The following is a 13488-nucleotide window of genomic DNA, read 5'->3' on the forward strand; positions in this document are numbered from 1 at the left end:
AGCATATTTTGCCTAAACCTCTTATCTATTTTGACGATAAGAATAGATAAGAGGTGGATCATATGAACAAATTAGCAACTTTAATCTTACTATCTTCATTAATGAGCTGTGCTACTGGCACACATCATACTGAAACAATTGAAAACAAAATTGCAGGTTTTGAAGACCGCTCTGATAGTGAAATTAACCCGATCCCTTCTTATAAAATTAGGACCTTTAAAAAGAAAAGTCGTGGCCCAGCAAGTGTTGGAGAAGAGCCTACTAAAGATATTTCAAAACTTGATAATAAGAAAGTTTACTTTCTTTCGCTCTATGAACAATACCTAACATTTTCACAGCTCTATCCAAGCTTCAAAAAAGAAGTTAAGACCTGTGCATACTTTCACCAAGAATTCATCTCATACAATGATAAACCACGTATTTGGGATTATCAGCTAAAAGAAGAGATTGATGACAGCATTGAAAATATCGTTTGGCATCTACCATATGATGGAGAGCGTGCGACTAAGAGTACTCTCCCACTTGCGATGCAGGAGCATATGGATCGAACTCACTATGAACTAACGAAATTATGTGACAATGGCTTCTCTGATAACTACTACGTTTTTGAGAACTACATCACTCTTGCAAAGAGTGATAAAGTTGCAGCTGGTACAAGTGAAGGTGCGAACTCTTTAGTTAAGACGAGTTTAGTTTTCAATAAGCTTCTAATCGACAACCTCTCAACAAAGAAAAAAGTTAATGTTGGACGAGGACTTGCCTCAAGTACTGAAGAGATCGAATATACAGATATTTCATTTAGACGTATGCAAGCTCTTTGGTTTTAGGAATCTTTAACTAAATTAAGCCTTACCGACCTTTAAATTAAGATTAAGTAGAACCTATCATATTCCTATGAAAGCTCTACTAATCATTCCCTTACTCTTCCTAGTGGCCTTATCTTGTACTCAAGAGCGCCCTAAAGAATCGCGCCTATCCGAGATAACGAGAAGTTTCTATGAAATTCCTAACTTCTTCGATATTGAAATTGTCTCCATTGATGTCCAGAGTGAGGTCATAGACGAGAATTATAATTGTTATGAGTATAAGTTAGACATAAACTTGCGGGCGAAAGAAGACCTCCTAACACTTAGGCCAAATCGGCCATTTGGAAAGTATCGTATTAGAACGACAAAGGGAGAAGAGTTTATCCCCATTACAAATACAAAACATGAGCTCGAAAAAGAAATTCAATATTACGAAAATCAAATTGATCAGGTTGCTCTTATAAAGCAATGTGTTCGAATGCGAGGAAAGAAGTGCATTCGTTACCGTAAAGTTAAGGCCTCGCGACGACACAAGGAAAGTATGATTGATCGAAAGATTGCCTCGACAAAAAAATTCTTTCCCTACGAAATAAATAAGAATCAAAACACAATTGTGAAAGAGTTACCAATTATTGTGTGTAAGAATGAATTAACTAATAAGTGGAATTAAATAACACCTGTTAGGAGTAAGTAGACCTCTCTAACATTTGCACGTACTACTGAAATCGATGTCATCATATCTGAATAATAGATATGTTTACGTCCATCCTCTTTATGGTGAACTTTCGCAAAGTCCTCTCTTTCAGTCATAAGATGTCTCTTAAGTTCACGAGTGCTAACAACGACTTCATTGATCTCTTCTTCAGTTGCAACTTGCCCCTTATAGACAGCAATGCTTCTTTGGTAAAGGGACTGTACTTCAGAAAAGTAACTTAGTAGACGGTCTGTTTCATCAGCAGACAACTTCCAATTCTCATAATACTTAGTGAGCATTGTTGTAAGCTTATCGAGGCTATCTGCTAATTGTTCAAGATCCGAGGCAATTTGCATAAGCTTGATGGCATTGCGACTCTCAACTTCTTCAGCACCATTAGCAATTACTTTTGAGATAAAATCATTAATTTCTAATTGGATATTATCAATAATTTTTTCGTAATCTTTAATTTTTGCTAGAGCTCGAGCACCTTTAGTAGGGCTCTCAATATACTCGTGACATTTTTCAAACATTCTTGAAACAATATCCAGTAATTTCCCAATCTCTAACTCGACTAAAACATAGGCCATTGTTGATGAGATATGTCTTCTCTCCCCCAAGAACTTTAGTTTTGGGCGATCCTTAAACTTCGCATCTGGATACATTCCTTTAATCAGTTCAGACACAATATTCTTAAAGAAGAAGTAATTTAAGATTGCTAATGAGATCACAAAGAATTGTCCCACTATAATGAGGCCAAGATTCCCCACAGTTGTTTCAACATTGTGGTCAATAATGACAATAAGTAGGAAACTAGCAAATGTAGCAACTAAGTAGTGAACAAGCGGGTGAAGAGAAAGTCGTATCGCAAGAGGCCTGGCAACCTTTCGTGCAGTATTAAAATTAATAAAGAACGAACTTAGTGTTGAGGCACAAATAATTGAGAAGCAAACACTCGCTGGAAAGACTCTTGTAAATATCATGACAACAGCAATTGCTAATGTCATAGTTTGACTTCTTAAAATGAAAGAGATCACACTTCCGATAACAAAACCAATTAAGAGATTTGTAAATAAAGAGTAATCGACAAGTCTCACCACAAGATCTTGAACGAAGTTCCAGGTTAAAAGAGACACAAAGCTTTCATGCATGACTGAGATCCCTAAAAATAGAAATGCCAGTCCAAAGAGTAACTTAGTAAGCTTTCTTACAAAACGCTGAGAAAATATCAATCCAATAATAAGAGCAAATGCCATTAGATTAAGCGCCAGCTCTTGCCTTGAAAGCATTAATATAAGAAAGATAGCAACTGCACCAATAACTGAACCAAATAACATTGGTATCACACGATTCTTTCTTATTAGATTTGCATTAACGAGGCCCACCGTCACGATATTGGCCATCGTCGGAGAGAAGGCCAAAAGACTAAGTCTTGCCCCATTCCAGAAGTTGACGACAAAATTCTTACCATCAATATCTGAGGCAATATGCTTAATTGCACCAGAACCCAAACTCTGAATACCAGCAGAGATAATTCGTTGTCCGTAATAGAAAATAGCGAGTCCCGAAATGAAAAATAAAATCGTTTGCAAGTATTCCATGACTTATTAGATACAAATCCTTATGTGATTTACGAAGTGGCCTTGGCCAGCCAAATAGGGATAATAATATAGAGTATTGTATCTCGGATCAGATAAAATAGGAAAAAATAAATAAAAGCTTTTGGGCCTTTATTCCAAAGGCCTTCAATACCTAGATATTGAATCTTCTTTGACATGGCCACCATAAATTTTGTTTTACCGTAGTGAGCAATAAAGAACGAAATAGCACCGTCGACCTTGCGATCAAATGCCAGGAATGGAGCCTTTAGTCGCTCCAGAAAGGACTGTAGCGCAGTTTTCTGCTCTGGTTTCTTCTTATCTACTTCGTTTGCATTATTAGTGATTGAGCTCATGATAGGCACAAATTAGCAGAGAATTGTAGCTGTGAAAAGGATTTTAGGCATCTTTGAACAAGTATTGATGACACCATATAGATTTTCTATTGGCGCCCAATCCAGATATATAAGATAGTAATATTATGGAAGAAGATATTGACTAATACACTCAGACAATACAAATTAGGGCAATATCACATAGAAATTATAAAGACGGATAAAGAAAAACAGGGTCTACAATTCCATGACACTTTTAGGTATCGATTTCGGTAATCTTAGTCACAGGGACCATAGACGACACAGTGCAAGGACGATTTTTTGTTACAAAAAATACACCTATTAAACATTCAAACGAAGAGTGAAAATATACCAACTCACCTACTGAAAATGCCAGGTGCGTTTGTTCTTATTACATGTCAAAGAACAATTATCTTAACGACATCAGAATTTTCTCAAGAAGACACTCAACTAGGTACATACTACTTTGGTAAAAAAGCATATCACTTTCTCTTAGAAACAATTTGCGGCCTACAAAGTAAACTCAAAGGTGAAAGTGAAATCGTTGCCCAATTCAAAGAAGCTTTTTCAAATTACCTTAAAGAAGATATTCGTTCTTCACTTATTCTTAGAGTTTTAGAAAAACTTTTTAAAGACGCTAAGGAAGTAAGAAAAGAACACCTCATTAAGATTGGACAACAATCTTATGCTGGTATTACAAGAAGAATCATTCAATCAAAGTACGACTCTGGTGATGTCCTTATTTTAGGATCAGGACAACTCGCAAGAGATTCAATTAAGCACTTAATGAAAAAATACAATGTTTACATTAGTGCAAGAAACCCACAAAAAGTACAAGAAATCATCAACGATTTTCCTAATATCAATATCACGGCAATTGAGTGGAAGAATTATAGCGAATACTTCAAATTCAATAGCTATGTGAATACAATTGGATGTTCAGGAAAGATCTTTGCTGAAGAGTTCTTTGCTGGTCACTGTCCAAGCAACTCAATCTTTGTCGACCTTGGCTCACCTTCTGTCATTGATACTCAATTTGATAAGAAACAAGGTGTTTACCGTTTAGGAGATATTCTTAATCACGGTAAAATGTTAGATGAAGAAAAAATTGAGAAGCTAGATCAAGCAAAATTGGCTATTGAAACTCTTGTTGAAAAAAGAGCAAAGCATCTGGCAAACGTTCGCGCAAATCTTTAGTTTTAATTAACTCACAAGCACCGATAACTTAGTCGATCAGTCATCTACAGTAAATTACTGTAGGAGACGTCATGGAAATAAATATCCCAAGCAGTGTCGGTCATATTCCATCCACTACACTGAAATGGATAAGAGAGAATTCAAAAGTCTTTAATAAGGATCTTATTTCTTTAAGAATCTTATTAACGTTGAGTCTAGTCATAAGTACAACATCCCTGGCCTTACCAGTTGTTCTAATGCAACTCTTTGATCGTATCATTCCAGGCCATAATACAGGTAGCACCATTGTCCTTCTCTTTGGGCTTACACTCTTTATTGTGGCCGAGTCAGCACTAAAATACTTACGCTACTACTTTGTAACCTTCGCATCAGCACGCTTTGAAAACAAGCAATCGCAAGAGTTAATAAAGAAAATAATTACCGACACTGATTTTTATGATGTTGGAGTTTTCCAATACTCACTAAAGGAAATTCAAAGAAATAAAGATTTTTTTGCGGGCAAAGGTTTTGTCACATTATTAGAACTTCCATTTCTATGTCTTTATTTTGGTTTTCTCTTCTACCTTAATCCATTAATGGCCTTCGTGCCCTTTGTTGCATTCTCACTCTACATGATGGTTTCTTTTTACGCCTTAAAGAGAATGACTAGAATCATTCAGCTTAAACATATAACAGATATTGAGCAAAACAACCTACTTTATAAGATCTTAGATAACCTCACTCTCCTAAGAAAATTTGGTCGAATAAATCTATTCAATAATCGTTTCAAAAAGAAACAGGCAGCGGTAACTAAGAATAACTATTTGCTTGGTCGTTACGCATACTTTCAGTTTAATCTGAGTCAACTTATGTTACAGCTCACATCTGTCGCAATCATAGCGTCGGGATCTTACTTAGTGGCCAATGGCCTGATGAGTATTGGCGCCCTTGCAGCGTCACTAATTTTGGCCAATCGTTGTATCGCGCCAACAGATAAAATATTTAAGGCCTTAAGAAAGATTCATGAAGTAAAAGTTATGACGGATATTATTGTTCACCCAAGAGGAAGATCGCAGGAAAAAGAAAAGGTAAATATTGATAAGATTTACTCAATGGTAATCCCCATTTACATCAGAGGAAGGAAGCATGAGATTCCTTTCATGAAGGGTGATACTATCTCTTTGAAGAATCAAGACAAAGACACAAAGGAGTTTCTCTTTGCTCCAAATCTTAGGTCTATTACAAATAAAGTCTATGTCGATGATTTAAAATTATCAGATATTGATGATCTAAGCCTTTATAAAAATATCGCCATTATCAATGCTAGGCCAAATATATGGAATGGAACAATAAGGGATAACATTACTTCATTCGGGCTTGTTAATGAGAAGAAGGCCCAGGGCTATATCGATACCTTGGGACTAGGTGAAATCATAAAAAAACTTCCTCATGGACTCGATACAAAGCTTACTTCTGAAGTCGAAGATAATATTTCTGATGAAGTGAAATCGCTTATCTACATTACCAGACAACTTGCACTTGAGCCTGAAGTCATCGTTCTAAATGAATTTGAAGCGGGAGTTGATCGTGAGAATTACATCAATATATTTAATTATATAGCAAGTATTAGAGAGTCCCGAATAATCTTCGTAAACACAAGAGATAGAAACTTATTAAAACTATGTAACCGTGATCTTCTGAACAATCGTATCGGAGAGATTGATACTTACTTAGTCTAGGGAGAGGTATGTCCAATATAAAAATGATCTTTCATAATTTCATGGAACTAAAGTATCAAGATGACTACAGTGAAGATGTAAATGAAATACTAATGTCATATCGTCATATGAAAGAAATTGACTTGATAAACGCATTAGCAACGATCGGCCTTGAGGCAAAAAAAATAGAGCTTGAATTAAACAATATTGAAATCGACGCTCTTCCCTGCTTATTAATATCAAATATCGATCTTGAAGATTTCTGTGCTAAGAATGATCACCTAATACTTACTTACGAAAAAGAAAAAGATGAAGAAAAAGGGAAATTCTATCTCATAAATGACCATGACCTTAAACGACAAATTGATATTGATAGCTTCCCTATCAAATATACACTCTTAATTAGGGAATTTAATGAAGTAGAGCTTAGAAATGAAAGGATATTTAGAAATACAAATAAAAAATATTCTTCTTGGACAAGGGCGATTACGAGAAGGTTTAAAAAAGAATTTTCGAAGCTAATCATCCTATCTTTAATCAATACACTAAGCACACTGGCCTTTGCTATTTATGTTCTTATTATTTACGAAATGATCACTGGAGCTAGGCCTTTAGAAGTCCTCATCCCAGCAACATCTGGAATTATCTTACTACAAGTAATTAGTTATTTTGCACGTGGTATTAGATCAAATATTATCAATTGGTGCACAAACCGCATTGACTATATTCTCGAGATAGCAATTCTACAAAAAATATCCACAATGTCAGATCATCAAAGGGAGATCGAAAAAGTTGACTTTCAAGTTAACCGTTTTGAAGACATTAAAGATGCTGTCAAATTCCTTTCATCTGAAAATAACCTGAAGCTCATTGACACAATTTTTAATACTCTTCTTATTTTTCCAATTTTTTTCTTATCATGGGAGATGGCCATCCCTCTCGTTTTTCTCGCACCAATGGTAACTTTTCTTTATTACTCAGAGCTTACGAAGATAAGAATCAAGAAAGAAACCTATGATCAATTACATGAAAATAAGAATAATCTAGTCAATGAACTTAAAAGAGGTTCTGAAGAGATCTATCTGGAGAACTTATTTCCAATATTTTCAAATCGTTTATCATCCCTTAGCTCAATGTCTTGCTTTAAGGAACAACAATATAAGATGAATGCCTACCGAACAGAGTTCTTCTCAAAAGTCATCACCATTACGATTGTCTTGGCATCCACAATCATAGGCCTGCTACTTGTTTGGAATCAAGAATTAGCTATCGCTAACTTTATCGCTGTTTTAGTTTTAGTTTGGAATATACTCACAACAGCACAACAAATACCGAGTTCAATACAAAGACTAGACTCTATATCTTGCTCATTTAGAAAATTGCACAAGCTCTTTTGTGAAAGTAGTGAGACGCGAACATACCGCTCTAGTGAGGATCTTTATACGAAAAACTTTGAAATAAATTTTAAATCAGTCTCTTTTCAATACCCAGATACACTGGAAAATGTCTTCAGTGATATCAATATAAAAATAAGGCCAAATCAGGTCTATGGCATTCATGGTGGTGCAAGATCTGGTAAGAGTGCTTTTATAAAACTACTCAACAAAACCTACCTTCCTCAATCAGGTTCGATTCTCATTGGAGGAATCGATCATAGACAATTCGACACACTCTATCTTAGACAGCATATCCTAACGCTAAACTTAAAGAAGTCATTATTGAAAGATATGAGTATTTACGAAAATATCAAATATATTAATCCTCTAATCACTCGAGATGATATCATGATATATTTGGGATTCTTTGGAATTGGAGAGCTTCTTGAGGAAAATGGACTAACTATTGACACCCCTCTTAGCGGAGAATCGAAACTAAAAATCACAAATGAACTATACTCTGCAATAGTTTTAGCAATTCCATTTTGCACTCAGGCAAAAATCGTTCTCATTGAAGATATTCCCTCAAGCATAATCAACAAACAGTTCAAGCTATTAAAGAAATTTTTAAAACTATCTAAGAAAAACTTTGCCGTAGTTTTCTGTAGTGAACACAAAGAAATATTGAAAGAAGCAGATAATATAATCTATATGGCACCTAACAAAGAATTCACTTCCGGGACAAAGGACAAACTCTTTGAATACCTCGAAGAGAACGCCCTCATATAAGGAGGATAATGATGAAGAATAAAAGAAAAAGATTCTCGTTTGGTAGTAGTCTTGATTATGCTAAGCAAACAGACTATATCGGACAAGACCTTCTCTTAGAAGAAGCAAGAATCCCATATGTATCCAAGTCAATTATCCTTCTTTCATTATTTACGGTGATAGCATTCTTTGCATGGTCTTCCTTCTCAACAGTTAACGAAGTCGTCCAGGCCAATGGAGAAATTGAAGCAACCACAATCACACACCTTATCAAGCACAATAAATCAGGAATCCTAGATTCTCTTGAAGTCATGAATGGACAATACATAAAGGCGGGTGATTTACTCTACACCCTTATTGATGAAAAAAAGAATAAAGATAATAATTCAGTCAGTAAAGAGATCCTCTTAATTCGATCACCTATTACTGGAATTGTTAATGAGGTTGACTATAAAGCAGTTGGAACAAATGTAAGTAAAGACAGGAATATTGTAAAAATCCTTCCAATAGATGATAGGCCAATCGCGACCGTAAGAATTACCCCACAAGACTTAGCGCCTCTTCAAGAAGGGATGATAGTAAAGATAAAAGTCACCTCTCATCAAACCCATCGCAATCAAGTTGTTTCCGGATGGATTGAGTCCATATCCCCAAGTGTATTTTATACAAGTAATGGATCAAGTTATCATAAGATTAAGGTGATACTTTCTAAAAACTATATTGGGCAGAACCAGGAAAGAAACTTAATTCTTCCAGGAATGAAAGTTCACGCAGATATACAAATAGCGGAAAAGAGTATCCTACGTTACCTACTTCAGCCGATCGATACTTCACTAAGTTACGCATTAACGGAGAGATAATATGTTTAAAAGAATACAACAGGCGGTTCAAGAAATCACAAGTGAAGCTAGTGCAAGCAAGGACTTAAAAGAACGAGAGACTCAGTCAGAGAAGTCGAAAGTTCTCATTATAAGTAATAATGAAAGTATTACTGAACGACTATCGACAGTCCTAGATGATACATATGATATAGTACAACGAGATAGCATTTCGATGATCATGCAAGTCTTTGCTAATGTTAAGAAGAACGATATCGACCTTATTCTCTTTTATGACTCAGACTTAAATAAGGATCTTTCAATCTTTTCAACATTAAGAAAATATCCACGTTTCTCAAACATACCTATTATTGTCTTAGCACAAGAGATTACAGAAAAGCGTAAATCACATTATCTTGAAAATGACTTGAATGACTTTATCGATCTTCAAAGCTTCCCTCTCATTAAACAACTTGCAAACTCAAAAATAAAACTTCAATCAAGAATTAACTCGATCATCAATTACTCTATCGATCATAATAGTGGCCTTGATATCGTCACCAATGCGCAAATGCATCTTAGGACATTGGCCGATATTGCAAGCTGTGCCAGAACTTTAAAACTATTTACCAACGCAACGATTACGCAAGAAAGGGCCTTCTTTGAAATCATTTTAAACTCCCTAGAACATGGACAGTTAAAAATTGATAAGAATGAGCGCCAAAAAGTAAAGGATAATGGTGACTATGAAAGTTACCTCGACATACTTTGCGATCGAAACAAAGAAGCGGTCATTGTAACTTATGAAAAGCTAGAAGATTCATACCGTATCTCTGTTATCGATGGTGGAGATGGTTTTAATTTTAAGAAATACCTAAGACCTAACCTAAGTAACTCGATTAATGAGACAGAAAAAGGCATTGCAATAGCTAATAGTACGAAAGGAATAGAGTTAAATTATATTGGCCCTGGCAATATTGTTGAGATCAATATCCCACATCAAGAAAAATTTAAGCTTTGGCATTAGGACGAAATGATAAGAGATAAAAAAGGCCCTAGCTCTAGGGCCTCTATAAATTAAAGACTTTCTAAAGCAGAATAGAGGTCAACAACCCCACCTGTTAGGATGTCACCATCCATTGAGGACTTTGTTGTCACACTATTCATTAATACATTTTTTAATTCAACGGCAGTTAAATAAGGATGTCTTGAAAGAACTTCAGCAGCAACTCCTGTCGTATTAGGAGAGGCCATGGAAGTCCCTGACATATTTCCATAACGATTCCCTGGAGTCGTTGAATAAATAGAAGAACCTGGTGCTGCAACATCAACGTTTACAAAACCGTAATTTGAAAAATAAGAAAAGCGTCCATAGCGAGTTGAAGAAGCGACAACTAACATCCCCTCACTGTCATAAGAAGCAGGGTAAGTTAATTTTGTATCAATATTTTGAGAACTATTACCTGCACTCACAACAACCAGAGTGTTATAAGTTTTAGCGATATAGTCGATTGTCTCTTTTACTAACATTCCGCCTTCATTATGAGACTTACCAAAAGAGCAGTTAATTACTTTTGCTCCATTTCTTGCAGCATAGAGAAAACTTTCAGCGATATCAACATCTGTCTCATCACCATAGCTAGGAACTGAGCGAAGTCCCATGATGCGAACATTGGAAGCAACACCAGCAATACCAACTCCATTATTTTGAGTTGCTGCAATTGTTCCAGAAACGTGAGTTCCATGCGAATGGCCATCCATCATATCCCCTGTCGCATTTCCATCACTGTCACGCTCTAGAGTATTGATACCGTGAATATCATCAATATAACCATTGCCGTCATCATCAATTCCATTGCCTGGAATTTCATTTACGTTTGTCCACATAACATCTTTTAAGTCTTCATGGTTGTAATCAACTCCAGTATCGACAACTGCAACGATCACTGGTTCGTTAGACGAGGCCAGTCCACTTTGTTCATAGACTCTGTTAACACTCATTCCGTGCTTACTTGCATCTTTAAACGCCCATAGCTTTGAAAGTTTAGGATCATTTAAAACAGAGCTGTAAATCTCATCACCTTCCTCAACTGATTCTGATTCAATCGCTTCAACAGGTGTTGGAAGTGGCTCACGTTTTGAGAATGTATCAAACTGAGCATCTTGAATATCTTGGTGAGACCTTAATTTATCAAGAAGGGTTTCATCACCATTTGTGTAGAGAACATATGTAGTTTCAAAAAAGTAAACTGATTTCTTTATTCCGTTTATCGATGGTACTTCTTTACCATTCTTTAACTTTACAATAATTCGTTTTGGGTTGATGCTAAGAGACGATGCCTTAGCTGTGATATTTAGGAAAAAACCTAATAAAATTAGGACTGTCCCTATTAAGATCGATCGATTCATTTGCAATTCCTTTTGCTAATAAAATTTCAATGACTTAAGTGTATATATAAAAAAACGATATAGAAAATGTCTTTTTCTTACATTTTCACTCGGAGATGGGACCACTTCAGTTAAAAATCAAACAATAGACTCGTCGCGCATACTTGGTTTTAATGACAATTTCATGACAAAAAAGTAAGTTATCTAATGTATTTTACGTTCACACCATAAACAAGGATTTATTTTGAAATACATCATCGGAACACGTGGCTCTTTATTGGCCCTGACTCAATGTAATCAAGTAAAAGATCAACTCGAAGAACTAACTGGTGACGAGTTTGAATTAAAAGTAATTAAAACTCAAGGTGATCAAATTGTTGATAAGCCACTTTGGCAACTTGAGGGAAAAGATTTTTTTACAAAAGAATTAGATGCGGCCCTGCTTCAGGGAGAGATCGACTTAGTCGTTCATTCGTACAAGGACCTAGGAAGTGATAGGCCAGAAGGTATTAAGTTAGCTGCAATCTCTAAAAGAGCATACGCTTACGATATTCTTTTAATTAAAGAAGAAACGGTTAGTAAGCTTATGGCCAAAGAACTGACAGAATTTGTTGTTGGAACATCTTCTCCACGTCGAATTGTAAATATTGAAAGTTCTCTTTCTGAATTTCTACCTTACGGAGATAACTTAAAGGTATCGACTAAAATGCTTCGCGGAAACGTAAATTCACGTATTCAAAAGCTTAGAGAAGATAATTACGATGCCATTGTACTTGCTATGCCAGGTATTGAAAGACTTGCCATCACAGAAAGTTCAAGAAAAGAGCTAGAAGTACTACTGGCAGGAATGACTTATGCTGTTCTTCCACATAGCCAGTTCCCAGCAGCAGCTTCTCAAGGAGCTCTTGGAATCGAATGCCTAGAGAATCGTGATGACAATGGGGCGCTAGAAGAAAAGCTTCAAAAACTTCAAGATAAAGATACTGTAAGTGAAGTAAGCCGTGAGCGTAAAGCATTTGCAAGCTACGGAGGTGGTTGTCACCTAGCAGTTGGTATCAACGTTACGAAAAAGGGCGACTACTATATTCATACTCACAAAGGAAAAGTTGACGACAAGGTCATCTATGAAAGACACCTTGAAGGAAGCTTTCCATCACCTGCTTCAAAAGCGAAGGCCTTTATTGGTCTTCCACACGCAGACCACAGAGAACAAGAATATATCTATTGTGAGTTAATTCACAAAGAAGCGCTAAAGAATGCACGCGTGCCAAATAACGACATTCTTCTTTCTGCACGCTATGGTGTAAGCCTTCTAAAGAATCACGGAAAATCTGTTTATACTGCTGGTACTTCTACTTGGAAGCTCTTGGCACAAAACGGCCAGTGGGTTCATGGATCATGTGACGGACTTGGTGAAGATGTACTAGATAAGATTCGTGATTCAAAGGCCATTGAAGTACTGAATGGGCCAAAAGAAGAGCTAACTATTTTAACTCATAAAGACTCTTACTCTGACTATGGCCAAGTATTTGAATCATACGAAAAAAGCGACAAAGAAGTACGTGAGAACTTCTTCGATGAGCTTAGACAGTGCGATGTATTCTTTTGGACAAGCTACTCTCAGTACAAAACTTATATTGAACACCTACCAGAGCTTAAAGATAAGTTTCATGCATGTGGACTTGGTAAGACATTTGAACAACTTTCAAAAGAAGATATCACAGTACGTCCATTTGCCAGCATGGAAGAGTTTAAAATTTGGCTAAAAAAATAAGATTATTAAATTAAAG

The 13488-nt window shown here is 36.0% G+C and carries 11 protein-coding genes; 8 read left to right on the forward strand and 3 right to left on the reverse strand.

The features are described from left to right. The first annotated feature begins 62 nt into the window (after positions 1–62). Complete coding sequence (locus ABMA72_RS03825; protein ID WP_392856248.1) at positions 63–827, forward strand: hypothetical protein; 765 nt, start codon at positions 63–65, stop codon at positions 825–827. A gap of 67 nt (positions 828–894) precedes the next feature. After that, positions 895–1476, forward strand: coding sequence for a hypothetical protein (locus ABMA72_RS03830; protein WP_392856250.1), 582 nt, complete (start codon positions 895–897; stop codon positions 1474–1476). Here the strand turns inward: ABMA72_RS03830 and ABMA72_RS03835 are convergent. Together ABMA72_RS03835 and ABMA72_RS03840 are read right to left on the reverse strand one after the other, a co-directional pair. Further along, on the reverse strand, positions 1473–3101 hold the full coding sequence (locus ABMA72_RS03835) for a PhoU domain-containing protein (RefSeq protein ID WP_393056136.1): 1629 nt from the start codon (positions 3099–3101) through the stop codon (positions 1473–1475). The two genes, ABMA72_RS03830 and ABMA72_RS03835, sit on opposite strands and share 4 nt — an antisense overlap. 29 nt (positions 3102–3130) lie before the next feature. Continuing rightward, the gene (locus tag ABMA72_RS03840) at positions 3131–3454 is read right to left on the reverse strand and encodes a hypothetical protein (RefSeq protein ID WP_392856255.1); all 324 of its coding nucleotides are present in this window, start codon (positions 3452–3454) and stop codon (positions 3131–3133) included. Positions 3455–3754: 300 nt separating this feature from the next. On the opposite strand from ABMA72_RS03840, the gene ABMA72_RS03845 reads away from it, so the two are divergent. From ABMA72_RS03845 to ABMA72_RS03865, 5 genes are all read left to right on the forward strand, one after another. After that, complete coding sequence (locus tag ABMA72_RS03845) at positions 3755–4651, forward strand: hypothetical protein (RefSeq protein WP_392856257.1); 897 nt, start codon at positions 3755–3757, stop codon at positions 4649–4651. A gap of 71 nt (positions 4652–4722) precedes the next feature. Continuing rightward, positions 4723–6369 (forward strand): ABC transporter transmembrane domain-containing protein, encoded by a 1647-nt coding sequence (locus ABMA72_RS03850; RefSeq protein WP_393056138.1) that lies wholly within the window; start codon positions 4723–4725, stop codon positions 6367–6369. Between the two features lie 8 nt (positions 6370–6377). Further along, positions 6378–8513 (forward strand): ATP-binding cassette domain-containing protein, encoded by a 2136-nt coding sequence (locus ABMA72_RS03855; protein WP_393056140.1) that lies wholly within the window; start codon positions 6378–6380, stop codon positions 8511–8513. An 8-nt stretch (positions 8514–8521) separates the two neighbouring features. After that, positions 8522–9352, forward strand: a complete 831-nt coding sequence (locus ABMA72_RS03860) for an HlyD family efflux transporter periplasmic adaptor subunit (protein WP_393056142.1) — start codon at positions 8522–8524, stop codon at positions 9350–9352. A gap of 1 nt (position 9353) precedes the next feature. Continuing rightward, complete coding sequence (locus tag ABMA72_RS03865; RefSeq protein ID WP_393056144.1) at positions 9354–10337, forward strand: hypothetical protein; 984 nt, start codon at positions 9354–9356, stop codon at positions 10335–10337. Positions 10338–10387: 50 nt separating this feature from the next. Here ABMA72_RS03865 and ABMA72_RS03870 read toward each other — a convergent pair whose 3' ends face one another. Next, the gene (locus tag ABMA72_RS03870) at positions 10388–11719 is read right to left on the reverse strand and encodes a S8 family peptidase (RefSeq protein ID WP_393056146.1); all 1332 of its coding nucleotides are present in this window, start codon (positions 11717–11719) and stop codon (positions 10388–10390) included. A gap of 223 nt (positions 11720–11942) precedes the next feature. Between ABMA72_RS03870 and hemC the strand changes: the two genes are divergently transcribed. Then, on the forward strand, positions 11943–13472 hold the full coding sequence (gene hemC / locus ABMA72_RS03875) for a hydroxymethylbilane synthase (RefSeq protein ID WP_393056148.1): 1530 nt from the start codon (positions 11943–11945) through the stop codon (positions 13470–13472). Positions 13473–13488: the final 16 nt, after the last annotated feature.

The organism is Halobacteriovorax sp. CON-3, from assembly GCF_043196995.1.
Classification (GTDB): Bacteria; Bdellovibrionota; Bacteriovoracia; order Bacteriovoracales; family Bacteriovoracaceae; genus Halobacteriovorax_A.